At 71.1% G+C, this 24,221-nt stretch carries 26 protein-coding genes; 17 read left to right on the forward strand and 9 right to left on the reverse strand.

The features are described from left to right. The first annotated feature begins 367 nt into the window (after positions 1–367). Entirely contained in the window at positions 368–1,957 is a 1,590-nt protein-coding gene (locus HAV39_RS40955) for an endo-1,4-beta-xylanase (RefSeq protein WP_191844462.1), read from the forward strand. Positions 1,958–2,135: 178 nt separating this feature from the next. Beyond that, positions 2,136–4,250, forward strand: coding sequence for a family 43 glycosylhydrolase (locus HAV39_RS40960; RefSeq protein ID WP_425321558.1), 2,115 nt, complete (start codon positions 2,136–2,138; stop codon positions 4,248–4,250). Between the two features lie 115 nt (positions 4,251–4,365). On the opposite strand, the gene HAV39_RS40965 is transcribed toward HAV39_RS40960, so the two are convergent. Then, positions 4,366–5,121 (reverse strand): alpha/beta fold hydrolase, encoded by a 756-nt coding sequence (locus HAV39_RS40965; protein WP_191844463.1) that lies wholly within the window; start codon positions 5,119–5,121, stop codon positions 4,366–4,368. A 56-nt stretch (positions 5,122–5,177) separates the two neighbouring features. On the opposite strand from HAV39_RS40965, the gene HAV39_RS40970 reads away from it, so the two are divergent. Together HAV39_RS40970 and HAV39_RS40975 are read left to right on the forward strand one after the other, a co-directional pair. After that, positions 5,178–5,708: a PadR family transcriptional regulator gene (locus HAV39_RS40970; RefSeq protein ID WP_191844464.1), complete on the forward strand. Its 531-nt coding sequence runs from the start codon at positions 5,178–5,180 to the stop codon at positions 5,706–5,708. Between the two features lie 88 nt (positions 5,709–5,796). Next, positions 5,797–6,279, forward strand: coding sequence for a hypothetical protein (locus HAV39_RS40975; RefSeq protein WP_191844465.1), 483 nt, complete (start codon positions 5,797–5,799; stop codon positions 6,277–6,279). Between the two features lie 71 nt (positions 6,280–6,350). Here the strand turns inward: HAV39_RS40975 and HAV39_RS40980 are convergent, their stop codons facing one another. Further along, positions 6,351–7,217 carry an alpha/beta fold hydrolase gene (locus tag HAV39_RS40980; RefSeq protein ID WP_191844466.1) on the reverse strand — a complete coding sequence of 289 codons (867 nt, stop codon included), beginning with the start codon at positions 7,215–7,217 and terminating at the stop codon, positions 6,351–6,353. A 184-nt stretch (positions 7,218–7,401) separates the two neighbouring features. On the opposite strand from HAV39_RS40980, the gene HAV39_RS40985 reads away from it, so the two are divergent. Then, positions 7,402–8,904 carry a class I SAM-dependent methyltransferase gene (locus tag HAV39_RS40985; RefSeq protein ID WP_191844467.1) on the forward strand — a complete coding sequence of 501 codons (1,503 nt, stop codon included), beginning with the start codon at positions 7,402–7,404 and terminating at the stop codon, positions 8,902–8,904. Positions 8,905–8,925: 21 nt separating this feature from the next. Here the strand turns inward: HAV39_RS40985 and HAV39_RS40990 are convergent, their stop codons facing one another. Continuing rightward, positions 8,926–9,717 (reverse strand): hypothetical protein, encoded by a 792-nt coding sequence (locus tag HAV39_RS40990; protein ID WP_191844468.1) that lies wholly within the window; start codon positions 9,715–9,717, stop codon positions 8,926–8,928. A 121-nt stretch (positions 9,718–9,838) separates the two neighbouring features. Between HAV39_RS40990 and HAV39_RS40995 the strand changes: the two genes are divergently transcribed. Together HAV39_RS40995 and HAV39_RS41000 are read left to right on the forward strand one after the other, a co-directional pair. After that, on the forward strand, positions 9,839–10,471 hold the full coding sequence (locus HAV39_RS40995) for a DUF998 domain-containing protein (RefSeq protein ID WP_191844469.1): 633 nt from the start codon (positions 9,839–9,841) through the stop codon (positions 10,469–10,471). Continuing rightward, positions 10,468–11,169, forward strand: a complete 702-nt coding sequence (locus tag HAV39_RS41000) for a GNAT family N-acetyltransferase (RefSeq protein WP_203736750.1) — start codon at positions 10,468–10,470, stop codon at positions 11,167–11,169. Before HAV39_RS40995 ends, HAV39_RS41000 begins: the two co-directional genes overlap by 4 nt. 161 nt (positions 11,170–11,330) lie before the next feature. Here the strand turns inward: HAV39_RS41000 and HAV39_RS41005 are convergent, their stop codons facing one another. The 4 genes from HAV39_RS41005 to HAV39_RS41020 all read right to left on the reverse strand — a co-directional run bounded on the left by HAV39_RS41005 (position 11,331) and on the right by HAV39_RS41020 (position 14,157). Then, positions 11,331–11,825: a hypothetical protein gene (locus tag HAV39_RS41005; RefSeq protein WP_191844470.1), complete on the reverse strand. Its 495-nt coding sequence runs from the start codon at positions 11,823–11,825 to the stop codon at positions 11,331–11,333. 70 nt (positions 11,826–11,895) lie between these two features. Beyond that, positions 11,896–12,312 (reverse strand): hypothetical protein, encoded by a 417-nt coding sequence (locus HAV39_RS41010; RefSeq protein ID WP_191844471.1) that lies wholly within the window; start codon positions 12,310–12,312, stop codon positions 11,896–11,898. Between the two features lie 274 nt (positions 12,313–12,586). Beyond that, the gene (locus HAV39_RS41015) at positions 12,587–13,573 is read right to left on the reverse strand and encodes a CU044_5270 family protein (RefSeq protein ID WP_191844472.1); all 987 of its coding nucleotides are present in this window, start codon (positions 13,571–13,573) and stop codon (positions 12,587–12,589) included. Then, positions 13,570–14,157 (reverse strand): RNA polymerase sigma factor, encoded by a 588-nt coding sequence (locus HAV39_RS41020; protein ID WP_191844473.1) that lies wholly within the window; start codon positions 14,155–14,157, stop codon positions 13,570–13,572. The genes HAV39_RS41015 and HAV39_RS41020 overlap by 4 nt, the downstream gene beginning before the upstream one ends. Before the next feature lie 195 nt (positions 14,158–14,352). Here HAV39_RS41020 and HAV39_RS41025 point away from each other — a divergent pair, with 195 nt between their 5' ends. The 8 genes from HAV39_RS41025 to HAV39_RS41060 all read left to right on the forward strand — a co-directional run bounded on the left by HAV39_RS41025 (position 14,353) and on the right by HAV39_RS41060 (position 22,220). Continuing rightward, positions 14,353–14,865, forward strand: coding sequence for a SigE family RNA polymerase sigma factor (locus HAV39_RS41025; RefSeq protein WP_191844474.1), 513 nt, complete (start codon positions 14,353–14,355; stop codon positions 14,863–14,865). Next, on the forward strand, positions 14,862–15,617 hold the full coding sequence (locus HAV39_RS41030) for a hypothetical protein (protein WP_191844475.1): 756 nt from the start codon (positions 14,862–14,864) through the stop codon (positions 15,615–15,617). Before HAV39_RS41025 ends, HAV39_RS41030 begins: the two co-directional genes overlap by 4 nt. A gap of 270 nt (positions 15,618–15,887) precedes the next feature. Continuing rightward, positions 15,888–17,294: an MFS transporter gene (locus tag HAV39_RS41035; protein ID WP_203736749.1), complete on the forward strand. Its 1,407-nt coding sequence runs from the start codon at positions 15,888–15,890 to the stop codon at positions 17,292–17,294. 113 nt (positions 17,295–17,407) lie between these two features. Further along, entirely contained in the window at positions 17,408–17,941 is a 534-nt protein-coding gene (locus HAV39_RS41040; protein WP_191844476.1) for a hypothetical protein, read from the forward strand. 13 nt (positions 17,942–17,954) lie between these two features. Continuing rightward, positions 17,955–18,968 (forward strand): hypothetical protein, encoded by a 1,014-nt coding sequence (locus tag HAV39_RS41045; RefSeq protein ID WP_191844477.1) that lies wholly within the window; start codon positions 17,955–17,957, stop codon positions 18,966–18,968. An 18-nt stretch (positions 18,969–18,986) separates the two neighbouring features. Beyond that, the gene (locus tag HAV39_RS41050; protein ID WP_191844478.1) at positions 18,987–20,297 is read left to right on the forward strand and encodes a Dyp-type peroxidase; all 1,311 of its coding nucleotides are present in this window, start codon (positions 18,987–18,989) and stop codon (positions 20,295–20,297) included. 26 nt (positions 20,298–20,323) lie between these two features. Further along, positions 20,324–21,193, forward strand: a complete 870-nt coding sequence (locus HAV39_RS41055) for a bile acid:sodium symporter (protein WP_191844479.1) — start codon at positions 20,324–20,326, stop codon at positions 21,191–21,193. 361 nt (positions 21,194–21,554) lie between these two features. Next, the gene (locus HAV39_RS41060) at positions 21,555–22,220 is read left to right on the forward strand and encodes a DUF4097 family beta strand repeat-containing protein (RefSeq protein WP_191844480.1); all 666 of its coding nucleotides are present in this window, start codon (positions 21,555–21,557) and stop codon (positions 22,218–22,220) included. Positions 22,221–22,380: 160 nt separating this feature from the next. Here HAV39_RS41060 and HAV39_RS41065 read toward each other — a convergent pair whose 3' ends face one another. Then, the gene (locus HAV39_RS41065) at positions 22,381–22,608 is read right to left on the reverse strand and encodes a DUF6158 family protein (protein ID WP_191844481.1); all 228 of its coding nucleotides are present in this window, start codon (positions 22,606–22,608) and stop codon (positions 22,381–22,383) included. 135 nt (positions 22,609–22,743) lie between these two features. Here HAV39_RS41065 and HAV39_RS41070 point away from each other — a divergent pair, with 135 nt between their 5' ends. Together HAV39_RS41070 and HAV39_RS41075 are read left to right on the forward strand one after the other, a co-directional pair. Further along, the gene (locus HAV39_RS41070; protein ID WP_191844482.1) at positions 22,744–23,187 is read left to right on the forward strand and encodes a GNAT family N-acetyltransferase; all 444 of its coding nucleotides are present in this window, start codon (positions 22,744–22,746) and stop codon (positions 23,185–23,187) included. Between the two features lie 272 nt (positions 23,188–23,459). Next, a complete protein-coding gene (locus HAV39_RS41075) occupies positions 23,460–23,657 on the forward strand; it encodes a hypothetical protein (protein ID WP_239121050.1) in 198 nt (65 codons plus the stop codon). 319 nt (positions 23,658–23,976) lie between these two features. On the opposite strand, the gene HAV39_RS41080 is transcribed toward HAV39_RS41075, so the two are convergent. Continuing rightward, positions 23,977–24,221, reverse strand: a 245-nt coding sequence (locus HAV39_RS41080; protein WP_191844484.1) for an ABC transporter permease, incomplete at its 5' end; no start/stop codon positions are given.

Below are 24,221 nucleotides of genomic sequence, written 5' to 3' on the forward strand. Positions count from 1 at the left end.
CGCCGACCAGACCATGACCATCGACCCCTGCCAACTGCAACTGCTCTACCAGGGCCGGTCGCCCAACTCCGGCGGCGACTACGGCCTGCTGCCCTACCGACCCGGCCTGCTGACCCTGCAGCGCTGAGGGTCGTCGACCAGATCCGCCTGACCGGCTCCGGGTGCCCCGTCTCCCGATCTTCGGGGCACCCGGCCGGCGGGTGATCCGTCCCGCCCGCCCGTGTCGACGAGACGGGCGGCAGCACCAGGCCGGCCGATGGGCACGCCCATGCCCACCCGACCGGCGCCACCGACGTCCTACCGCACCGCCCGGGCACCCGCCCCGGCGGGCCTCCACGGACCAGCCCACCGCTCCCAGGAGAACGACATGAGACGAACACCCCACGGCCGCACGTTCCGCGCGGCGCTGACCGCGACCGTGCTCGTGGCCGCCACCGCGCTGACCACCGTGGCACTGGCGAACTCCGCCAGCGCGGGCACCACGCTCGGCGCCTCCGCAGCCGAACGCGGCCGCTACTTCGGCGCGGCGATCGCCGCTTACAAGCTCAGTGACTCCACCTACGTCGGCATCCTCAACCGCGAGTTCAACTCCGTCACCGCCGAGAACGAGATGAAGTGGGACGCCACCGAGCCGTCTCAGAACAACTTCAGCTACACCAATGCCGACCGGATCGTCAGCCACGCCCAGAGCCGGGGCATGGCCATCCGGGGACACGCCCTGGTCTGGCACTCCCAGCAGCCCGGCTGGGCGCAGAACATGAGCGGCAGCGCGCTGCGTTCGGCGATGGTCAACCACATCACCCAGGTCGCGACCAAGTACCGCGGCAGGATCCACTCCTGGGACGTCGTGAACGAGGCGTTCGCCGACGGCAGCGGCGGCGGCCGGCGTGACTCGAACCTGCAGCGCACCGGCAACGACTGGATCGAGGTCGCGTTCCGCACCGCCCGCTCCGCCGACCCGAACGCGAAGCTCTGCTACAACGACTACAACACCGACGGGATCAACGCCAAGTCCACCGGCATCTACAACATGGTGCAGGACTTCAAGTCCCGCGGCGTGCCCATCGACTGCGTCGGCTTCCAGTCCCACCTGAGCAACTCGGTCCCCTCGGACTACCAGGCCAACCTGCAGCGCTTCGCCAACCTCGGCGTCGACGTCCAGATCACCGAGCTGGACATCTCCGGGTCCAACCAGGCCAACGTGTACTCCACCGTCACCCGCGCCTGCCTGGCCGTCTCCCGCTGCAACGGCATCACCGTGTGGGGCATCCGCGACAGCGACTCCTGGCGCACCGGCCAGAACCCGCTGCTGTTCGACTCCTCCGGCAACAAGAAGGCGGCGTACACCTCGACCCTCAACGCCCTCAACAGCACGACCCCGTCCAGCCCCGCGCCGTCGACGTCACCGTCCACGCCGAGCGGGCCGGTCGACACCAGCGCGTGGTACATCCTGGTCAACCGCAACAGCGGCAAAGCCCTCGACGTGTACAACTTCTCCACCGCCGACGGCGGGCGCATCACCCAGTGGACCCGCGGCACCGGCAACAACCAGCAGTGGCAGTTCGTCGACTCCGGCAACGGCTACTACCGGATCAAATCGCGCCACTCGGGCAAGGTCCTCGACGTCTACAACCTCTCCACCGCCAACGGCGGCGCGATCGTGCAGTGGGCCGACAACAACGGCAACAACCAGCAGTGGCGCCTGGCCGACTCCTCCGGCGGCTACCTCCGGTTCATCAGCCGGCACAGCAACAAGGCCCTCGAAGTCCAGGGCGCATCGACCGCCGACGGCGCCAACATCGTCCAGTACGACGACTGGGGCGGGGCCAACCAGCAATGGCAGCTGGTCCGGGTCGGATCCGTCACGGCCGCGGTCAGCGCCGTCGCCCGCGACGTCGGGCTCGTGGCACAGCGGTCCATCGCACTCGGCACCCTGACCGGGGCCACGTCACGGTGATGACACCAGGCGAGACCGCCACACCATGATCAACCGCCGGTGCGGGGACCGCCGCATCCCCGCACCGGCGGTCATTCAGCTGCTCGGCGACCGAAGCCGACGAACGCCGCGGACGTCCGCGGCGACCTGCGACACCCCATTTCCCGGCCCATCGCGGCCATGAGACGAGGAGGATGCCGTGAGCGGCATCGGCACCATCCCGCAAGTCCCGCCCCGGCGACGTGGCTGGCGCACCGCGTTGATCGCCGTGTTGGCCACCGTGCTGGCCGGCACGGGCCTGGTCGTGCTCGGCACCGGCAGCGCGCAGGCCGCGACGGTGGACACCAGCGCGTGGTACATCCTGGTCAACCGCAACAGCGGCAAAGCCCTCGACGTGTACAACTTCTCCACCGCCGACGGCGGCCGCATCACCCAGTGGACCCGCGGCACCGGCAACAACCAGCAATGGCAGTTCGTCGACTCCGGCAACGGCTACTACCGGATCAAGTCCCGCCACTCCGGCAAGGTCCTCGACGTCTACAACCTCTCCACCGCCAACGGCGCGTCCGTGGTCCAGTGGGCCGACGGCAACGGCACCAACCAGCAGTGGCGGCTGGCCGACTCGGCCGACGGCTACGTCAGGTTCATCAACCGCAACAGCAGCAAGGCCCTCGAGGTGCAGAACGCCTCCACCGCCGACGGCGCCAACATCGTCCAGTACGACGACTGGGGCGGCAACAACCAGCAATGGCAGCTCGTCCGGGTCGGCGCCAACCCGACCCCGACCCCCAGCGCGTCGTCCTCACCGCCGCCCAGCGGCGGCAACTACACCAACCCGGTGCTGTGGCAGGACTTCGCCGACATCGACATCATCCGGGTCGGCGACGCCTACTACTACTCCGCCTCGACCATGCACTACTCCCCCGGCGCGCCGATCCTGCGCTCGTACGACCTGGTCAACTGGGAGTTCGCCGGGCACTCGGTGCCGACGCTCGACCACTCCAGCGCGTACAACCTCAACGGCAACGGACGCGCCTACGTCAAGGGCATCTGGGCGTCGACGTTGAACTACCGCCCCTCCAACAGCACCTTCTACTGGATGGGCTGCATGGAGTTCAACAAGACCTACGTCTACACCGCCACGGCGGTCGACGGCACCTGGACCAAGCGGTCGACGATCAACAACTGCTACTACGACGCCGGACTGCTCGTCGACGACAACGACACCATGTACGTCGCCTACGGCAACAGCAACATCAGCGTCGCCCAGCTGTCGACCGACGGCCTCAGCCAGGTGCGCACCCAGCAGGTGTTCACCACCCCGTCGTCCGTCGGCACCCTCGAAGGCGCCCGCTTCTACAAGCGCAACGGCAGCTACTACATCTTCCTGACCCGCCCCGCCAACGGGCAGTACATCCTCAAGTCGTCCAGCCCGTTCGGGCCGTACACGATGCAGCAGCTCCTGCTCAACCTGCCCGGCCCGATCTCCGGCGGCGGTGTGCCCCACCAGGGCGGCCTCGTCCAGACCCAGAACGGCGCCTGGTACTACATGGCCTTCGTCGACGCCTTCCCCGGCGGCCGCGTCCCCGTCCTCGCGCCGGTGACCTGGACCAGCGACGGCTGGCCCCAGATCCAGCTCGTCAACAACGCCTGGGGCACCTCCTACCCCAAGCCGAACCTGCCCACCCGCACGGTCAAACCCATGATCGGCACCGACACGTTCAGCGGCACCGCGCTGGGCCCGCAGTGGGAGTGGAACCACAACCCCGACACCAGCCGGTACACGGTCAACAACGGCCTGCGGCTGCAGACCGCGACCGTCACCAACGACCTCTACAACGCCCGCAACACCCTGACCCACCGCATCCAGGGACCGACCTCGACGGCCACCATCGAGATGGACTACTCGACCATGCGCGACGGTGACCGGGCCGGCCTCGCCATGCTGCGCGACTCCTCGGCCTGGATCGGCGTCAAACGCGACAACGGCACCACCAGAGTGGTGATGACCAACGGACTGACCATGGACAGCAGCTGGAACACCACCGGCACCGGCACCGAGAACGCCTCCGCGGCGGTCTCCGGCGGCCGGATCTGGCTGCGCGCCAACGCCGACATCCGACCCGGCAGCGGACGCCAGGCCCGCTTCTCCTACAGCACCGACGGCACCAACTTCACCTCACTGGGCTCCGCGTTCACTCTCAACAACGCCTGGCAGTTCTTCATGGGCTACCGCTACGGCATCTTCAACTACGCCACCCAGTCGCTCGGCGGCTCGGTGACCGTGTCCCGGTTCGACCTGACGACTCCGTAGCAGGGATCCCGGCCGCGGCCAGGCTGAACGCCGGTCGCGGCCGGAGGCCCGCCGTGGACGGCCGGTGCGGTCTCACCGCTGCGCACCGGCTCCACGATCGGCGGGCGCGGTCGGGTCAGGCTGCCCCGGCGACCGCCCGCGCGAACGCGTCCGGATTGTCGATCATCACGTTGTGCCCGGAGTCCGCGATGGTGACCACGCGTACCCCGGCTGCCCGCAGTCCATCGGCGTCGCGGAGCTCCTCGCCGCGGTCGCCGGCGAGGAAGGTCCGGGGCAGGGTCAGCTTCGCCAGGGTCTCCCGGACCGTCGGCGTGGTGTTGCGGGCCAGGCCGACAGCGCTACCGAGGACCGCGAGCGGGTCCGCGAGCCGCATCGTCGCGGCCCAGAACGGGCCCACCCGCTCCAGCGTCTCGGCGAATCCCCGTGCGAGGAACGTCTCCGGCGTGTGGGCGAAGACGCTGCCCGCCGGCGGGTTCTCCGTCGGCTTCGCATCCAGCGGCGCCTCCGCGACGACGAGCCGGGCCACCAGGTCGGGTCTGCGGTCGGCGAGCAGGATCGCCACGGCGCCGCCCATGCTGTGCCCGATCACCTCGGCGTCGCGCACGCCGGCCGCGTCCAGCGCCGCCGCCAGTGCGTCGGCGTGCTCCGGCAGGGTGTGGCCGAAGTCGGCGGGCCGGTCGCTGATGCCGAACCCGAGCAGGTCGATCAGCAGCGACCGGCGTCCGGCCAGCGCGGGATGGTGGGTCACCGCCGCGTAGTAGACGGGGGAACTGGCGCCCAGCCCGTGCACGTAGACCCGGGTCGGCTCCGCCCCGGGGATCTCCACCCATCGGATCCGGCTTCCCGCCGTCGTGACCACCGCGTCGCGCATCCGTCGCTCCTATACATCGTGTGCGAGGTATCTCGTGCAGAAGGTAAGATAGCAGCATGCTGGAACTGGCGATCCTGGGATTCCTGTGCGATGGCTCACTGCACGGATACGACCTCCGCAAACGGATCGCCGCGCTGACCGGGCACGTCCGCCCGATCGCCGACGGCACCCTCTACCCGGCGATCAAGCGACTGGAAGCGGCGGGCCTGCTCACCCGGCGCCTGGAGGCTGGCAGCGTCGCCGCGCCCCGGCACATGCTCTCGCTGACCGAGGCCGGCCGCGCCCGGCTGACCGCCCTGCTCGGCGAACCGGCCGACGCCTTCATCACCGACGAGAACCACTGGTTCGTGCTGCTGGCGTTCCTGCGCCACCTCGACGACCCCGCCGCGCAGGCCCGCCCGCTGCGCCGCCGCCTGGCGTTCCTCACCACGCCCGCGAGCTTCTTCTACGACGGCGACCGCCCGCTGCGCGCCGCCGACTTCGACGACCCGTTCCGCAAGGGACTCATGACGATCGCCACCGCCACCAGCCGGACCGAACTGGCGTGGCTGCGCGAGACGCTCGCCGACCTGGAGCCGGGCGGCTGACCGCCGACCCGGTCGGCGAGCCCGAAACGTCGGTGGTCACCGGCATGATCGCAACGACCGATCCGCCCTCCGTTCCCGGGAGACCACCATGAACGACGGCCGTTCCGACTTCGACTTCATCTTCGGCCGGTGGCGGATCCGCAACCGCAAGCTGCGCGACGTCACCGACCCGGCCTGCACCGAGTGGATCGAGTTCGACGCCACCGGGCACGCCGAGCCGATCCTCGGCGGCCTGAGCCACGTCGATCGCATGTGGTCCGACGCCCCGCCCGGCGAGGACCCGTTCGAGGGATTCACCCTGCGGCAGTTCGACCCGAAGGCCGGCATCTGGCGGATCTGGTGGGCGTCCAGCCGCAACCCCGGCCACCTGGACCCGCCCGTCGAGGGCGCCTGGCGCGACGGGCGAGGCGTCTTCGACTGCGACGACGTCCTCGGGGGCCACCCGGTCAAGGTCCGCTTCGAGTGGACCCGCGACGGCGCGGACACCGCCCGGTGGCAGCAGTCGTTCTCCTACGACCAGGGCGCGACCTGGCGGCTCAACTGGGTCATGGACTTCACCCGCACCGCCTGATCAAGCGGCCATCCGGCACGGAGATCGCGGCAGGAAGCGGGGCGGCGCCAAGGCCGCCCCGCCCGGGGCCGTCAGGCGTTCTCGGCGAGCACCTCGCGCAGCTTGGCGGCGAACTCCTCCGGCTTGCCCGGCATGCCGAACTCGCCGCCCATGAAGCCGCCGTGGTTGCTGGGGAACACGACCGCCTCCGTGCCGAGCCGCTCGGCCACCGCGACCCCGCCGCGGTAGGCCATCGTGCCCGCGGACTCCTCGCCCACCGCCAGGACGATCCGGGTCGGCGCGGCGCGCAGCGCGTCGAAGTCCGGCTCGTAGTGCGTACAGCTGATCAGGTTCTGGCCGAGCAGCACGTCGTCACGCGAGCCGTCGTCCTCGGCCGGCATGCCGAACTGGGCCGGGTCCGGCGCGACGTCGTAGTCGGCCGGGAACTCACCCTGGTGGCCGACCGCGGCGATGAACGCCGCCATGCCCGCGCCGGAACCCTTGGCCTGGTACAGGTCGCTGATGAACCGGATCGCGGCCAGCGCCCGCTCCCGGTCCGGCAGCACCTGCCCCGCCGGCGGCTCGTGCGCGACGAGGGTGCGCACGTCGGTCGGGTGCGCGGCGACCAGGGCCAGCGCGTTGACCGCCCCGCCGCTGCTGGCGAAGATGTCGACCGGTCCCCCGCCGAGCTCGGCGATCAGCCGGTGCAGGTCGTCGGCGTGCACGTCGGGGGTCGACTCCCCGGCCTCCGTGGTGCGGACGCTGCGCTGGGCACCGCGCGGGTCGTAGGTGACCACGGTGCGGTCGGGGAAGAAGCCGGCGAGCGTGGCGAACCCGCGGGCGTCCATGGGCGAGCCGATCAGCAGCAGGACCGGCTCGGTGCTGTCGGTGTCCTCACGGACGTCGTAGTGCAGGACCGCGCCGGGAACGTCGAGGGTGTAGGTCTTCGGCTCAGTCATCGGAGCAACTCCTTCTCGGGTCATGTCCAGGTAGACCGCTGCCGCCCGCGAAACTCATCGGTCCGGGGCCGAGAACTTTCCCGGAACCGCCGAAACGGGCAAATGCCTCAGCCAGCATAGTCGTGCGACGGGACGGCGAACCCGCGGTGAGCGGGCCGGCCGCCCCGTGCGGTATCAAGTCCGGATGGAATACGTGCTGTTCCCCGGACGCCACCACCTGCTGACCCGCTTCCAGGCGGGCCGGCTCGTCGCCCTGGCCGCCCGGCACGGCGCGACCATCGTCTGGGCGGTGACCTCGGCCAACCACGACAACACCCGCCGCAACCCGGTGCCCTACCACCGGCGGGAGGCGGCGATCGAGCGGTTCAGCGCGATCACCACGCTGCGCTCGGTGGTGGTGCCGGTGTTCGACATGCCGCCGACCCCGCGGTTCGCCGAGGTGACCCTCAAGAACATCACCGTCGCCACCGGTATCGAGCTGACCCCGCACAACACCGTCGTGGCCTGCTCCACCCCCGACGTCGCCGCCCTGTACGAGCGACTCGGCTTCTCGATCGACCCCGTCGAGGCCGGGCAGGCCCCCGCCGCCGAGCGCCCCTGGGACGTCCTGCTGCGACTGGCCGCCGGTGACGAGGCGTGGCGTGAGCTGGCGCATCCCGCCACCGTCGACGTCTTCGACCGCTACCGGCTCGTCGAGACCGTACGCACCGTCGTCAACGACCCCGTCGTCGGCGACGAGGGCGGGCTGACCACAACCCGCGACTACCGCGCCTACGTGGAGGCGTTCGCCGACAGCGCCGCCCGCAAGTGGGCCGTGGCCCGCGAGCACGTGCAGCCCGGCCGGGTCGTCGACATCGGCTGCGGCGCGGGCGCGGTGCTCGAACTGGCCGACCGGGAACCGGCCCTGCGCGAGAGCGACCTGATCGGGGTCGAGGTCGCCCGCCACCTGTTCGACGAGTGCGTGCACCGCAAGGCGCAGGGGGTCTTCGCCAACCCCAACGTGTTCTTCTACCGCCGCAACGTGCTCGGCGGCGCGGTGTTTCCCGCCCGGTCGATCAACACGACGCTGACCTTCGCGCTGACCCACGAGATCTGGTCCTACGGTGACCAGGAGAAATCGCTACGCGCCTTCGCCCAGGCCATCTACGAGCACACCGCGCCCGGCGGCGTCTGGATCAACAGCGACGTCTGCGGCCCCGACGACCGCGACCGGCAGGTGCTGCTGCGCCTGGAGCGCGGCGACGGCGACAACCCCGACCGGCCGCGCCCCGACCTCGCCGGACTGCCGTCGGCACAGGTCGCGGCGTACGTGGCCGGCCTGTCCACGCGGGCCCGCTTCGACCAGTTCGCGGTCGACTTCGCGTTCCCCGTGCCGCACACAGCGGTCGGCGACACCGTCCGGCTGGCGCTCGGCGACGCGATGGACTACCTGACCCGCAAGGACTACACGGCGAGCTGGCTGTCGGAGACCCGCGAGCAGTTCTGCGGCATGGCGTACGCCGACTGGCGGCGGCTGCTCACCGACGTCGGATTCGAGCTGGACCCGGCCTCGGGGACCAGCCGCAACGACTGGATCGTCGACAACCGGATCGCGCCCGTGGCCGCCCTGACCGACCTCGACGGCAGCCCGCTGGACTGGCCGGTGACGCACCTGCTGCTGGTCGCGCGGCGTCCGCTCAACTCCTGACGCTGGGCTGTCCCGGCAGCGTCAGCCGATCCGGCCGCCTTCGGTGACCAGCCATTCGCCGGTCTCCCAGTCGGACGGCCCGCCTTCGCCCCGATAGCAGAGGTCGAAACGGATGCCTAGGCCAGGCCAGGGGTGCCGGACCGGGACGACACGGAAGACGTCCGCCAGGCCCGGGAAGGTCAGCCCCTCCGGCTCGGGGAACAGCAGCTCCAGCTCGGCCCGGGTCAGGTCGGTCCACAGGGCGAACTGCCACGACGTCTGCGTGAGCCGCTGCTCCTGGACCAGCTCGAACCTCGGTTCGCGGCCGACGACGAAGTCGCCGATGTCGCCGTCGAGCTCCCCGGCCGTCGCGGGCAGCACGAACGGCCACTGCTCGCCGGTCGGGTAGCGGTACATCGCGGACCCGGCCGCGACGGCGCCCACCAGGTCCGCCCACTCCTGGTCAGGGGTGCCGACGGGCAGGTTCACACCCGTGTGGTCCACCCGGCGGACGTGGCCGGCGAGGCGGCGGGTCAGCTCCGCCAGCTCGACCCGGCCGGGCAGGATGACCGCCTCGGTCTGCGGGCCGCGACTGACGCCGAGGACGTGACCGGTGTCCAGGGCGACCTCGGGCGCGGCCACGTCGGCCAGCGCGAACGTCGTCACCGGCAGCGCGCCGTGTGGCGCGGGCGGGGTGAGGGTCAGCCGATCGGCCGGCGTGCCCGCCGCAACCGCGTACGGCACATCGGCCAGCAGCAGGCGCAGCCCGTCGAGGAAGGCGCGGGACTCGGGCGTCCGGGGCAGGCGGAAGGTGATCTCGGAAAGGCGGTCCATGCGCCCGAACGTAACCGCGACCGCGCCGGTTCCGGTAGGACAATTTGCCTGCCTGCGGGAACCCGGACGGGCACGGGGAGTCCGGTGTCGGCACTGGACTCCCCGGTCTAACCTCGATGTGATGAGACAGCGGCTGGGTGCGGTCTGCTGGATGCTGACGATCACCTACTTCCTGGTGCAGCCGGTCGTCGCGGCGGCCTGGGATCCGGCGTACAGCTTCCTCGACAACACGATCAGCGATCTCGGCAACGCCCGGTGCCTGCCCACCACGGAATCCTGGCGGCCGGGCACCTTCCTCTGCTCCCCCAGGCACGTCCTCATGAACGCGACGTTCGTGCTGGTGGGCCTGTGCACGACGGTGGGCGCGCCGGCCACCCGGCGGTATTGGCCGCCGCAGCGCCTGGCCGGGGCGGGACTCGCGCTGGTGGCGGTCAGCGGCGTCGGCGCGATGCTGGTCGGCCTGGCCCCGGGCGACGTGAACATGCCGGTGCACCTGATCGGGGCCGGGTTGCAGTTCCCCGGCGCGATCGGACCGCTGCTGATCGGCCTCGCCACCCCGCGCGAGCGGCGACGCGAGCGCGCCTTCTCGCTGGCCATGGGTGTCGTCGGGATGGCCGGCTGCGCGCTGTTCGCCACCGGCCTGCACCTGGGCCTGGGCGTCGGCGGCACGGAGCGGCTCGGCTTCGACCCGCTGACCGTCTGGACCGCGGTGCTCGGCGCGGTGATCTGGCACGCGGGTCGGCGGGCTCGGTGACCCATCCGCTCGACGACCCCGTCCGCTCCGCGCTGACCGGCCCGCACGCCCACCTGGCGCAGCGGCGGGGCCGCATCGTGCGCTACCCGCCGGAGCTGTCCAGGTTCATCGCGATCCCGCATCCGACCACCGCCGAGGATTGGGCGGACGCCGCCGCACTGATCGGCCCCGGGCAGGCCCCGATCGCCGGCATCGTGGTGGCCCCGCACGACGATTGGAAGGTCACCGGCGTCGGTCCGGGCCTGCAGCTCGTCGAGGACGGCGTCGAGCCCCGGAACGACGACGAGGCGGTGCGGCTCGGTCCGGCGGACATACCCGAGATCGTGGCGTTCGTCGCCCGGCACCGCAACGGCCGCCTGTTCACGCCACGCACCCTGGAACTAGGCACCTACCTGGGCATCCGCCGCGGCGGGGCGCTGGTGGCGATGGCCGGCGAGCGCCTTCGGCCGGTGGGCTGGAGCGAGCTCAGCGCCGTCTGCACCGACCCCGCCCACCGCCGTCAGGGCCTGGCCGTGCGGCTGGTCCGGGCGCTGATCGCCGGTATGCGCGAGCGCGGCGAGTCTGCGTTCCTGCACGTGACCCACGACAACACCGCCGCGCAGGCCCTGTACGCGCGACTCGGCTTCCGGGTACGCCGGCAGATCTCGATGGGCTCGGTCCACATCCCCGAAGATCAGCTCAGGCCCGGCAACCCCTGACGCGGTTGCCGGGCCTGATCGGCTGTGCCGGCGGTGCTCATCGCCCGGCCCACCAGCGGCTGCCCAGCCCCAGCAGCACGAGGGTGAAGCCGGCGATCAGCAGCGACACGACGTCGGGACCACCCGTCACCGGGAGCACGCCGGTCGCCGCCGCCACCCGGTCAGCGAACAGCCTGAAACGTCACGTTCCAGTTCGTCGTCCACGTCATGCCCTGGCAGGTCAGCGGGGCGTCACCGGCGAGTTTCACCCCGCCGCCGACGGTGACGGTGGTGCTGCCGTTCTTGCCCAGCGTCGGCAGCGGGGAAGGCAGCGCCCCCTGGTTGGTGATCAAATGATCGTCGCAGGTGTCCATGGCGGACTGCGGGATCCCTTCGATCACGATCGAGCCCGGCGTGATGCCGGTGATCTGCGCCCGCACGTTGCCGTTCGGGTTGGTGATGGCCAGGTTCACGTCCGACGATTCTCCGGGCAGCAACGTCGTGCTGACCTGCTGCCCGACGACGGTGATCGCACTGACCTGCTCGGCCCCGCCGCTGGCGCCGGCCACGATGGTGGAGCCGAAGACGGCCCATGCCGCGGTGGCGACCATGACCGTGCCGACGATGGCCGTGCCGACGATGGCGGTGGTCCGCTTGGTGTGCTTGACGTGCTTCATGGTGTCCTCCTGGGCAGGGTGGGTCGGCCCACGCGTCCACACGACGCGCCGGCTGGTGGTTGACGAGGTGTTACGCCGCGGACATGGGTGTCGCGGGGACAGTGGGCGACGGCTCGGCCGTCGCGGTTTCGGTCGCTGCGGGTTCGGGTGGTGCGGAACCCGGTGCCGGGGCCGGGGACGCGTCCTCGGCGGACGGCTCCGGGCCGGCCGCGGCTGATGGCGTCGGGCTGGTGGACGTGGATGCGTCCGGCTGGTCAGGGCTTGGCTGAGCTGAGCTGACCGTCGGCGTCGCCGCATCGGCGGAGACGGTCGGCACGGCGGTCGCCGGCGTGGTGGGCCACCGTCCGGCACGGCCGTCGACCGGCGCCTGCGCGCTGCCCCGCCAGGCCGGAGTCGCGGCCGCGATAGCGCCGGCCGCGACCACCATGGCCGCGGCGAGCGCACCGGTGACGGCGAGCGTGCGCCGGGTCAGCGGCTGGTGCACCACGGGCGGCCTCCTGGGTCCGGTGCCGCTGCGCGGATCGCCGGGAGGCGTCCGGTTGCGGCCACGCGAACAACCCTGCCGCATCGGATACGGAAAGTGGCATAGAGAACACGGTGCATTACCGCCGACACATAGGGCAGCTGAGCAGCGCGGACGTGTGGCCGACCCGAACCGGGCGAACTACCCGGAAAGGGTGAACAGAACATATAGATATGCGCCGGAAACGATGCGGCGGGCCGCGGCCAGGAGCGCCGCGACCCGCCTGGGTGATCGCGCGTTACGCGCCGACGCGATCGACGATCCGGACCGTCCGCACCGCACTGGAGTAGAGCACCTGCCCGGCCGTCAGACCTTCGCCGTCGTGCAGCGCGACCGTACGGGTGCCGAGGTAGGCGTGGCTGCCGCGGTCGAAGATGAGCTCGGTGCGGGTGCCCTGCACCTCGCGCAGGGCCACCGCCACGCCCTCGCGGCCGGCCTCGTCGGTCACCTCGCCGACCACGCTCACCCCGGGAATCCTCGCCACGGCGCCGAACACCGCGGCCAGCGACGCGGGCGCCAGGTACGCCTCATCCACCAGGTCCACCGCGGCGGAGAACGCCTGCTGGTCGCGGGGGTTCTTGTTCGGATGCTCGTCGACGCCACGATAAAGGTAGGCCAGCATCGCGTCCGGGTCGGTCGGCAGCCCGGCGACGTACGCCGGAGTCGGCGTGCACGCCTGCGTGCCGGTGACGCCGCCCTTGGTCTGCGTCATGACCCCGTCGCGGCAGCCCGGCAGGGCCGTGTCCGTCCAGTCGCCACCGCCGGAGCGCGGCCGCTGCCGGATGAGCCCGTCGTGGGTCCCGTCCACCGACAGCCACACCTGGCGAGTGATCGTGCTCGTCGACGACTGCTTCGTCGCCTCGTTCATGCCGAGCACCGTCGCGACGGACTCCACGCGCACGAACTGGTCCCCGCGCACCGGCACCTCCGGCTGGAGCCGGGCCTGGGCCGCGGCGCCGGCGAGAATGTCCGCGGCCTGCGCCTGGGCAGCCGGCTCGCCGCCGCCGATCGGGATGACCTGTGCCGCCAGGACACCCGCGGTGAGCACCGCGGCCAGCCCGCCGACGATCGCGACCCGCGTCCTGGCCCGCCCGCCGAGCAGGCGGCGCCAGAACGGCTGCGGGCGTACGGCCGCGGTGAGCACCCGGCGGCGCAGGTCCTGCGGCGGCGGACCGGCCGGGTCCAGGGCCGCACCGAGCTCGTCCAGCAGTTTCATCTCGTTCATCGCTCCACCTCGAAAAAGTCCGTCATCGTGTCCTCGCCGAGCGCCTCGCGCAGCTTGCGACGTGCCCGGTGCAGCCGGGAGCGCACCGTGCCCACCTTGATCTGCAGGGTCTGCGCGACCTCCTCGTAGCTCAGGCCGCTCCACGCGATCAGCAGCAGCACGTCGCGGTCGCCCGCGGCGAGCCGGCCCAGCCCGTCGGCGAGCGCGCCCCGGGCCGCCTGGGCGCTGACCGCCGCGTCGACCTCATCGGCGAACCCTTCGGCGGCCTCACCCTCGGCGGCCCGGCTCAGCGCCCGGTATCTGGCCTGCTCGGTCCGCCACCGCCAGGCGATCTCCTTGGTGAGGATCCCGAACAGCCACGGGCGGGCGTCCTCGCGGGCGAGGTCGTACCGGCCGCGGTGGCGGAACGCCGCGAGGAAGGTCTCCGCGACCGCGTCCTCGGCCGACTCCGGTCCGAGCCGTCGGTACGCGTACCGGTGCAGCCCGGCAGCGTGCCTGTCGTAGATGACGCCGAACGCCTCGGCGTCGTGCCGTGACGCGGCGATGGCCGCCGCGTCCCCGGCGTGCTCGGCCGTCGCCGTCATTGCTGTCGCCAATGCACTGTGGTCCCTCCTACCGAATCCGACCTGACACCCATGTCTCTGCGCCAGGCCCGATTCGAGTTCACGGCCGCGCGGCGGACCGACCCCGCATCATCCTTGGGCGGCCCGTGCAACCCATGGCGGCACACGTTCTGTCATCCCCGGTGAAGCCACGATTCACGACGTAGGAGACGACGTGTGACAAAACCTGACGAAGAAGAATTCGAGGCGTTCGTCGTCGCGCGCATGGACCGGTGGCGGGGCACCGCCTACCTGCTGTGCCGCAACTGGCACGACGCCGACGACCTGGTCGCCGTCACGATCGGGAAGCTCTACCGGCACTGGCGCAAGGTCAGCCGGGCGGACAATCCCGACGGTTACGCCCATCGTGTGCTCACGCGCTCGTGGATCGACCACGGCAAGCGCCCGTGGCGTCGCGAGCAGTCCGTCGACGAGTTCGACGAGCAGCGGCTCCGCGTCCCGGCAGCCGACTCGCCCGACGCCGTCGTCGACCGCGACGGGCTCGCCCGGCTACTGGACTCGCTCGGCCCACGACAGCGGGCCGTGCTCGTGCTGCGCTTCTACCTCGACTACTCGGTCGAGGAGACCGCCCGCGCTCTCGGCATCTCCGAGGGCACCGTGAAGAGCCAGTCGGCGCGCGGCCTGCACGCGCTGCGCCACCTGGTCGTACCCGTAGGGAGCCGAGCATGACCCAGCAGCTGTTCCAAGAGGTGATCGGCGAGAAGCCGCCGTCGACCATCGACGTGAAACAGGTCGTCCGCCGGGAACGGCGCCGGGCGCGCCTGCGGCGGCTCGTCGGCGCCGCCGGCGTGGTCACGCTCGCGAGCATCACCGTCGCCGGGCTGTCCCTGCAGCCCCCCGCCGGCCAGGACGGACCCCCGGTGGCCCGGCCCGCTCCCACGACGTCGGCCGAGGCGGGCTTCCGGCTCGTCTACAACACCGAGGAGAGTGCGCGTACGACGGCCGAGCGCCTGACCGCGGAGCTGCTGGCGGCCGTGCAGCGGTCGGCACCGCAGGCGACCTGGCTGACCGGGCCCGCGGTTCGCTACACCGAGAAGTCGCCGGACGACGAGGGCATCCTGTTCCGGGGCGGGGGGAACATGTCGCTGGACGGTCGCCGGAGCGCCCTCGGCATCTGGGTCATGCCTGCGGGGCGCACCATGCCCGCCTGCGTCGACTTTGCCACGACCTGCCAGAAGGTGACCGCGGCCAACGGCGTCCGGATGGTGCTCGGCACCTGGCGAGACGGTGGCCCGGTGGCCGCGTACACCATGGAGATCACGCTCGCCGACGGCCGGCAGTTCTACGTGCAGCACACCACGAAACTCGGCTCCGCCAAGTCCGGCGCAGCCGCCAAGGCACCGGTGAGCTCAGCCGTCGCGCTCAGCCGGGACCAGGTCGTCGCCATCGCCGCCGAGATCGCGGCAAAGGTCATCGCGTAGCAGATCGCGTGACGAGGCCGGCCGGGTCCGGTGGGACGATCTCACCGGACCCGGCCGGCCTCACGCAACCGACCACCGTGCCGCAGCAAACACCAAAAACGCAACCACGCGCCATCTGACCGGCAAGGTCGGGCGGCGGCGATTATCCGGTATAGGGGCATGAATCGGACAGCTTGACTACCCTAGGAACATCCCTGACAGGTTCCGCCGACTGCGGGCCCGGACCGAGTTCGACGCGGCCCAGGTGTGCGGGCGATCGAGGAGGCAGCCATGACCGCGGCCGGGTCCACCGCCGCCGGACCGCCGGCGGGGTCGCTGCGGCAGATGCTCGTCCCGCTCGCGCTGGCTCAGTTCATCTGCAGCTTCGCCGGCTCCAACATGAATGTGATGATCAACGACATCAGCACGGACCTGAACACGACCGTGCAGGGCGTGCAGATCGCCATCACGATCTTCCTGCTGGTGATGGCGGCCCTCATGATCCCCGGCGGCAAGCTCACCGACCGGTACGGCCGCAAACGCTGCTTCCTCGCCGGGCTCACCCTCTACGGCATCGGCGCGCTGCTCAGCGCCGCGTCACCCGGGCTGGGCGTGCTCATCCTCGGCAACTCGATCCTGGAGGGCGTCGGCACCGCGCTGCTCATCCCGCCCGTTTACATCCTCACCACGCTGCTGTTCACCGGCGTCGCCGCGCGGGCCAAGGCCTTCGGCCTGATCAGCGCGATGGGCGGCGTCGGCGCCGCGGCGGGCCCGCTCATCGGCGGCCTGATCACCTCGGCGCTGAGCTGGCGCTGGGCGTTCGTGTTCCAGGCGGTCGTGGTGGGAGTGATCGTCGTGCTCGGCCGCAAGGTGCTCGACCCGCTGCCGCCGGACCCGACCCGCCCGTTCGACACCCGCGGCGCGGTGCTGTCGGCCGCCGGGCTCATCCTCGTCGTGGCCGGCATCCTCGCCGCCGACGACAACGTCTGGCTGATGCTCGGCCTGATCGCCGCGGGCGTGCTGCTGCTGTACCTGTTCTTCCGCTGGGTGCGCGCCCAGGAGCGCGCCGGCCGCGAACCACTGCTGTCCACCTCGCTGTTCCGCAACCGCACCTCCAATTTCGGCCTCGTCACCCAGAACGCCCAGTGGCTGATCCTGATGGGCACGTCCTTCACCGTGGCCGCGTATCTGCAGGTGGTCCGCGGCTACGACGCGATCCAGACCGGCGTCATCTTCACCGCCGCGACGGTCGGCCTGCTGATCTCGTCGCTGGCGGCCGAGCGCCTGGCCAAGCGCCGCCCGCAGCGCACCCTGATCCAGGCCGGCTTCGTGCTCACCGCGGTCGGCGTGATCGTGCTGCTCGCCCTGGTCACCGGCACCCCCGGCGTCTGGGCGTTCGCGCCCGGCCTGCTGCTCATCGGCCTCGGGCTCGGGCTGATGCTGACCCCGTCGGTCAACATCGTGCAGTCCAGCTTCAGCGACGACCAGCAGGGCGAGATCTCCGGGCTGTCGCGCAGCGTGTCGAACCTCGGGTCGTCCCTGGGCACCGCCGTCGCCGGCACGATCCTCGTCGCGGGCATCACGGCGACCCCCGGACGCGCCTACGGGCTGGCCATGACCGTGCTCGCCGTGGTGGCGATCGCCGGTCTGTGGGCGGCCGCGAAGCTACCGAAGACCGCCGCGACCCATGTCGGCTGAGGGTCGGTCGCACGACTTCATACGAGCCGATTTGCATATTTTTCAGATGGTATGAAGACATAATCGGTTGATCGCCACCGTGACCACGGGGTGTGCCTGCGATGGGAAGCGCGATGGAGATCAAGCCTGCGGCAATGGTGATCCCCAAGGACACCAGCCACCTGGAACAGGGCAAGTACGGCCCGGTCTTTCCCCGCACGCCGGCCTGCTACGGGTTCACCATCATCGCGAAGGTGAAACCCGGCCGCGCGGACGTCATGCGCGAGTACGGCAACACCCTGGCCAAGGCGCTGGAGGCCGACCCCTACCTGCTGGCCCCGCTCAAGCTTCACTACCTGCGGTGGGTCCTGTTCGACGACGACACCCGGTTCATGTACCAGGGGATCTTCGACACCGACTTCGACAAGTACACCGAGGACGCCGTCGCCCTGTTCACCAGGTCGGGGGTCAACACCGCGTTCGAGAACCTCGAAGGTTTCCCGGAGGACTGGAAGACCAACCCCGAGGCGTTCATCCGCTTCGTCCGCGAGCACCAGTGCCCCAGTTTCATCGAGTACGGCGAGTACCCGTACGTCACCGCCGACGAGATCAAGAAGGCGTTGAAGATCAAGAACGCGTTGTCGGAGATGCTCGACCAGCTGCAGTGAGGACCCGCACCAGATGAGCGACCAGCGCCCCGCACGCGTCTACAACACCCGCCACCAGCCCCGCCCCTACACGCCCGGGCGGCGGCGGGTCAGCATCTACGTGGCATGGAGCTATCCCGCCGAAGCCGGCCGCAACCCGGCCGAGCTCGACAACCGCTTCTCCACGATGACCGAGGTGCGCCGGGTCACCTGGCCCGCGTACGAGGACCCGCAGTGGTCCGACCCGATGCGCTTCCAGCAGGGCATCGCCGGCGCGCTGGAGCTGTTCTTCTGGGCCTGGGTGCCGTTCCAGGACTTCGTCGCGGAGACCACCGGCCACCCGGTGGCGATGTACCAACGTGTCGACCAGGCCGGTGTGGTCACCCCGCTCGACGAGCGAGTGCTGGCCGACACCGACACCCTGTTCGTCTTCGGGCTCGACCACATGGTCACCGGCCAGGACGCCACCGCCGAGGAGGTGCAGGCGCTGCGCGAGTGGGTGGGCAGGGACGGCACCCGTCTCGTGCTGGGCCCGCACCACGACGTCGGCGCCGGGGACGACCTCGCGGTACGCGACGTGGAGTACCACCACCACGGTGACGCGCTGGTGCCGCGCCAGCAGCGCTTCGGCCGGTACACCCGCTCGCTGATGGAGGCACTCGGCGTGCCGGTGGAGAACCGCTACGGCCTGCGCCCGGCCGTCGCCGCCCCGAAGCGCATCGCGCCGCTGTCGATCAACCGGGACCTCGACACCAAGGGCTGGCTGGCCGACGTGACCAGCTTCAACTTCCACATGCACCTGCCGCACTACGCGGTGACGACCACCGACGAGCAGGCGGTACGGGTGCTGGGCCGCCAGCCCATCGACCTGTCCCGGCCGCACCCGTTCACCGAGGCGGGAAACACCGAGTTCAACATGTTCCTGTGGCTGCCGCCCGCGGGCGAGCGGGCCGGCGACATCCTGATGGCCGACTCCACGATCTTCAGCACCCTGTTCGGCGCCGACGACAGCCTGCGCAACTTCTGGCGCAACGTCGTGACGCTCTAGCGGCACGGGAGGCGGAGCGTGGAGCTGCACGACATCCAGCGCGGGGTGCTCAGCCCCCGCCCGTCCCCCTACGCGGCGACCTACCTGCTGTTCCGCGTCGACGACCGCGCCGACGGCCGGGAGCTGATGCGCCGCGTCGCGGCCGTGGTCACCAGCGCCGCCGACAGCGCCAGCCCGCTGGGCGAGACCTGGGTCAGCGTCGCCGTGACCTGCTCGGGCCTGCGGGCGCTCGGCGTGCCGCAGGCCTCGCTGGACACCATGGCCTGGGAGTTCCGCCAGGGCATGGCCGCCCGCGCCACCGCGCTCGGCGACACCGCCGGCAGCGCCCCCGAACACTGGGAGACACCGCTGGGCAGCCCGGACGTGCACGTCGTCCTGGTCGCGCTCGCCCCCGACACGGCGCGGCTCGAAGCCGCGATCGGCCGGGCCCGGCCCGCGTACGAGCGCCTGGCCGGGGTGACCGCGATCTGGCGGCAGAACTGCCACGCCCTGCCCACCGAGACCGAACCGTTCGGCTACCGCGACGGCATCAGCCACCCGGCCGTCGAAGGCAGCGGCATCGCCGGCTCCAATCCCCTGGAACAGCCCCTCAAAGCAGGCGAGTTCGTGCTCGGTTATCCCGACGAGCTCGGCGGCGTGCAGACCACGACGCCCGACGTGCTCGGCCGTAACGGCAGCTACGTCGCCTTCCGCAAGCTGCACCAGGACGTGGCCGGGTTCCGCCGCTTCCTGCGGGACAACTCACCCGGAGTCGCCGAGGAGGAACAGCTCGCCGCCAAGCTCATGGGGCGCTGGCGCAGCGGCGCCCCGCTCGCCCTCTGCCCGCAGCGCGACGACCCCGAACTCGGCGCGGACCGCGAGCGCAACAACGCGTTCCTCTTCCGCGACGACGACCCGGACGGTTTCGCCACCCCGTGCGGCAGCCACGTCCGCCGCGCCAACCCCCGCGACTCCGCCGTGGCCGGCGAGCCCCGCCTGCACCGCATGATCAGGCGCGGCACCGCGTACGGCCCGCCGCTGCCCGAGGGCGTGCGCGACGACGACGGCGCCGACCGCGGGCTCATCTTCGCGTTCGTCGGCGCGCACCTGGGCCGGCAGTTCGAATTCGCGCAGTCGCAGTGGATGAACGACGGCGTGTTCTTCGGCGGCGGCAGCGCACGCGACCCGATCGTCGGGTCCGGCGAGGGCCTGTCCGACTTCACCATCCCCCGCCGGCCGGTGCGCAGGCGGCTGCCCGCCGTGCCGCGCTTCGTCACCACCCGCGGCGGCGAGTACGCGTTCATGCCCGGCCTCAGCGCGCTGCGCTGGCTCGGCGAGCTCACCGACTGACACCCGGACCACCGGCAGGAGACCACGTGGACACGCTGCATCTGCTGCTCAACGCGATAACCGTGATCTTCATTTCGTCGACCATGTTCGCTGCGGGCCTGGGCGCGACCCTGCCCGCGCTGCGCACCGCGTTCACCGACGTGCCCCTGCTCGCCCTCGTGCTGCTGGCCAACCTGGTCGTCATCCCGCTGCTGGGCTGGGGCCTGGCCGCCCTGTTCCACCTCGCGGCGGCGCCGTTCATCGCGCTGCTCCTGATCGCGTCCTCGCCGGGCGGCCCGTTCGGGGCGAAACTCGGCATGATCCAGCGCGGCGACGTCACCGCCGGCGCCGCGATGCAGGTGCTGCTCGCCGCCATCGGCAGCGTCACCTTCGCGCTCACCGCCAACGTCCTGCTCACCGCGGCCGACGTGGGCAGCGGCATCTCGCTGGACGTCGGCACGCTGGTGCGCACCGTCGCGATCCTGCAGCTCGTGCCGTTCGCGATCGGCCTGCTGCTGCGCCACCACACGGCCGACACCGCGCTGGCCTGGCACCCGGCCACGGTCAAGGTCTCCAATGTGACGTTCCTGATCGTGCTGGCCGGGATGCTGCTGGGCAGCTGGAAGGATGTCGTCGACCTGCTCGGCTCGCGGGCGCTGCTGGCCGGGTTCCTGTTCGCGGCGCTCGCGTTCGGCCTGGGCACGCTGCTGTCCACCGGGTCATCGGCCCGGCGCACCACCATGGGCGCGGTCACCGCCGTACGCAACCTCGGCCCGGCCCTGGCCGCCATCGGGATCGCCTTCAACGACCAGCCCGCCGTGCTCGGCGCGCTCGCCGCCATCCTGCTCAGCGGCCTCTGCTCCGCCATTCCCATCACCGCGGCCCTCGCCCGCCGCCGAGCCGGCAGCCGGGCCTGACCGATCGGCACTGGCCCGGGTCGCCGCTGCCCCGACCCTGCTTCGGCACAGATATGAGGCCGGGCTCACCGCGGACGAACGGAGCCACTGAGCGCAGCTTCCACACCGGCCGATGAGGAGCGCTCGATCATCCGAGCGGGACCGGTGCTCGCCGTCTTCCCGACCGGCCACGTAGCGTTCACACCCAATCCAATGCAACGATCGACTCCCTCGGCATTGCGTTAGCTCAACACCCGTTGCAACGAAATCAGGGCAATCACCTGCACTGATAACGATTGAGAGCAACGAACTAGTTGCAAGGTTGTCGAACGCAACGTAGCGTTTCTAGTATCGGAAACAACGAGCTCACGAGGAGAGCATCATGCAGAAGTTCGACACCCCCGCCGCCATCTCCGCCGTCCTGGACATCCCCGCGGGGCGCATCCAGCTCATCGCCGCCGACCGGGCCGACACCACCGTCGAGGTGCTGCCCGCCAACCCCGCCAAGAGCCGCGACGTCCAGCTCGCCGCGCAGACCACCGTCACCTACGCCGACGGCGTCCTGCGGATCCACACTCCAGACCCCACGAGCCGGCTCCTCGGCCCCACCGGGTCCCTCGAGGTCACCGTCAAGTTGCCCGCCGGATCCCGGATCGAGGCCAAGGCCGCCAGCTCCGAGCTGCGCGGCGTCGGCCGCCTGGGCGACGTCGCCTTCGAAGGCGCCTACCGCCAGATCAAGATCGACGAGGCGGCGAGCGTCCGCCTCACCGCGATCGACGGCGACGTCGAGATCGGCCGGCTCAACGGTCCCGCGGAGATCAGCACCGCACGGGGCGACATCCGCATCACCGAGGCCGTGCGCGGCGCGGTGGTGCTCAGCACCCAGTCCGGGGACATCTCGGTCACCGCCGCCGCAGGGGTCTCGGCCGCTTTGGACGCCGGCACCGGCTACGGCCGCATCAGCAACAACCTCCGGAACGACGGCGCCACCGCACTCGACATCCGCGCGACCACCGCCCACGGCGACATCACCGCGCGCAGCCTCTGACAGGGCAACACCACACCACCCGCCGGAACGCGCGCGATCGAGATCCACGCGGGACACGGCGACCTGACCACCCGCAGTGGATCGGCCCCGGCCCTGGCCGGGGCCGATCCGCGTCCGAGCAGGCCGGAGGCCGGTCACCTGAGATTCGGGACGGCGCGATTCAGCGGGGCCACGGCCACGTCGCCGCCGCAGCTGGAAAGCGCCGCAGGTACTCGGCATCGAGTTCAGCGAGCCGGGTCTGCAGCATGGCCCGGTCCCGCGGGATGACACGCAGGCTCGCGGCGCTGCCGACCGCGTGGGCGTGGGCCAGCTCGACACGCAGTGCCGCATCGTCGAGATCCGCGGCCGACCGCAGCGTCGGCGGTCGCAGAGCCAGGGCTGTCGTCATGCCTGCCGCTCGATTCTTCCGGGGGTGAGCACCCGATCGCACTTCCCCGTCTCGCGCGGGCTGAAACCTCCGCTGACCCCACCGGGTGACAACGTGGCGGCGGACATCGGCGTGCCGTCGCCGTAGTCTTTCCCGGTGTCCACCGTCGTCTTCCGCACCGCGCGGTTGTCGGTCCGGCCGTTCGAGCCCACCGACGCCCCCGCAGCCTTCTCGATGTGGGCGGACCCCGAGGTCTGCCGGTTCACCGGCGACGAGCCGCCGGACGACATCGAGGTCATCATCGCCGACATCCCACGCTGGCAGGCGGTTGCCGGACGTGGCCCGGGCTGCGGCTTCTGGGCTGTCACCACGCACGACGCCGGGTTCGTCGGCGACGTCTACGTGCGCCCGACCGGCGGCCCGGCCGGAGAGCACGAGGTCGGCTGGCACCTCGCCCGGCACTGCTGGGGGCGTGGCTACGCGACCGAGCTCGCGATCGGGGCGATGGCCCAGGCCCGGCATGGCGGCATCGACCGGCTGGTGGCGCTATCCACCCGGAACATGCTGCCTCCCGCCGGGTCGCCGAGAAGGCCGGGATGACCTTCGAAGGGCTGTCGGACCGCTACGACCCCGACGACCCGCCCGTGGCGGTGTTCGCCGCACCGCCGCCGACCCTCGCGGGGTCGTGAGGACTCGCGTTCACGAATGTCGGCGCGGACAACTGTGCGCCCGGCAGAAGGAGAGGCCGTACCGCGGTCGATGCCTGACCGGCCGTCGCTCTTGCCGTCGAGCCAGGCTCATGTACCGGTTCGACCGCAGAATCATCCGAAAGAGGGTCCAGGATCGTAATGTGCCGATGGCACCCTTTCCGGATGACCGGATTTCTGAGCCGCGTGCAGCGGCGCGGCCTGTGGGTCGCGTTCTTGCTGATGGCAGCCTATGCGCCGTTCACCGCTTGGCTGACTGACGACGCCACGTGGTTCTTGAGCATCGTCGTCGCGGGCCTGGTCGCCACGGTCCTCATCGCCGACGACTTCGAGCGCGACGCCCGCCGCGCCCGGCGCGACTGACCTGAATCGGGCCGGGACGTCAGCGCCCCGGCCCAGATCCGGATGCGCCCGACACCGCACTGCGACCGCGGACACCGGCGAGCAGCGCGACACCCAGCGCGGCCAGGCCCACCTGGAACAGCAGCCCGATCCAGTCGACCCGTGAGTTCCACCGCCGCCCGCCTGCCCTGAATCGCGTCGCGACAAACCACTGCGCTGTCGGCGTTCGTCCTCACGACAGCGGCCGATGTGCGGAGAGTCGAGATCATCGCCGCGCGTCACGAGCGTGCGACACGATTACAGGCCGCCCGCGTGACACCGGGCGGCCTGTGCTGGTCCGTCAGGAGACTTTGCGGCGGTAGACGCGCATCGCGAAGGCGTAGGCGATCACGAGGATGGCGGCGCACCAGCCCAGCGCGATCCAGATGTCGTTGCCGACGGGCTGCTGGTCGAACAGGGCCCGGATCGCGTTGACGATCGAGGTGACGGGCTGGTTCTCGGCGAAGGCCCGGACCGGGGCGGGCATCGTGGCGGTGGGCACGAACGCCGAGCTGATGAACGGCAGGAAGATCAGCGGGTACGAGA

Source organism: Catellatospora chokoriensis (genome assembly GCF_011297315.1).
Taxonomy (GTDB): domain Bacteria; phylum Actinomycetota; class Actinomycetes; order Mycobacteriales; family Micromonosporaceae; genus Catellatospora; species Catellatospora citrea.

What these genes read in the sequence shown, in the direction of transcription:
- HAV39_RS40955 (WP_191844462.1), top strand. Translation starts at nt 368, where the DNA reads ATGAGACGAACACCCCACGGCCGCACGTTCCGCGCGGCGCTGACCGCG.
- HAV39_RS40965 (WP_191844463.1), bottom strand. Translation starts at nt 5,121, where the DNA reads ATGCGCGACGCGGTGGTCACGACGGCGGGAAGCCGGATCCGATGGGTG.
- HAV39_RS40970 (WP_191844464.1), top strand. Translation starts at nt 5,178, where the DNA reads ATGCTGGAACTGGCGATCCTGGGATTCCTGTGCGATGGCTCACTGCAC.
- HAV39_RS40975 (WP_191844465.1), top strand. Translation starts at nt 5,797, where the DNA reads ATGAACGACGGCCGTTCCGACTTCGACTTCATCTTCGGCCGGTGGCGG.
- HAV39_RS40980 (WP_191844466.1), bottom strand. Translation starts at nt 7,217, where the DNA reads ATGACTGAGCCGAAGACCTACACCCTCGACGTTCCCGGCGCGGTCCTG.
- HAV39_RS40985 (WP_191844467.1), top strand. Translation starts at nt 7,402, where the DNA reads ATGGAATACGTGCTGTTCCCCGGACGCCACCACCTGCTGACCCGCTTC.
- HAV39_RS40990 (WP_191844468.1), bottom strand. Translation starts at nt 9,717, where the DNA reads ATGGACCGCCTTTCCGAGATCACCTTCCGCCTGCCCCGGACGCCCGAG.
- HAV39_RS40995 (WP_191844469.1), top strand. Translation starts at nt 9,839, where the DNA reads ATGAGACAGCGGCTGGGTGCGGTCTGCTGGATGCTGACGATCACCTAC.
- HAV39_RS41005 (WP_191844470.1), bottom strand. Translation starts at nt 11,825, where the DNA reads ATGAAGCACGTCAAGCACACCAAGCGGACCACCGCCATCGTCGGCACG.
- HAV39_RS41015 (WP_191844472.1), bottom strand. Translation starts at nt 13,573, where the DNA reads ATGAACGAGATGAAACTGCTGGACGAGCTCGGTGCGGCCCTGGACCCG.
- HAV39_RS41020 (WP_191844473.1), bottom strand. Translation starts at nt 14,157, where the DNA reads ATGACGGCGACGGCCGAGCACGCCGGGGACGCGGCGGCCATCGCCGCG.
- HAV39_RS41030 (WP_191844475.1), top strand. Translation starts at nt 14,862, where the DNA reads ATGACCCAGCAGCTGTTCCAAGAGGTGATCGGCGAGAAGCCGCCGTCG.
- HAV39_RS41035 (WP_203736749.1), top strand. Translation starts at nt 15,888, where the DNA reads ATGACCGCGGCCGGGTCCACCGCCGCCGGACCGCCGGCGGGGTCGCTG.
- HAV39_RS41040 (WP_191844476.1), top strand. Translation starts at nt 17,408, where the DNA reads ATGGAGATCAAGCCTGCGGCAATGGTGATCCCCAAGGACACCAGCCAC.
- HAV39_RS41045 (WP_191844477.1), top strand. Translation starts at nt 17,955, where the DNA reads ATGAGCGACCAGCGCCCCGCACGCGTCTACAACACCCGCCACCAGCCC.
- HAV39_RS41060 (WP_191844480.1), top strand. Translation starts at nt 21,555, where the DNA reads ATGCAGAAGTTCGACACCCCCGCCGCCATCTCCGCCGTCCTGGACATC.
- HAV39_RS41065 (WP_191844481.1), bottom strand. Translation starts at nt 22,608, where the DNA reads ATGACGACAGCCCTGGCTCTGCGACCGCCGACGCTGCGGTCGGCCGCG.
- HAV39_RS41075 (WP_239121050.1), top strand. Translation starts at nt 23,460, where the DNA reads ATGACCGGATTTCTGAGCCGCGTGCAGCGGCGCGGCCTGTGGGTCGCG.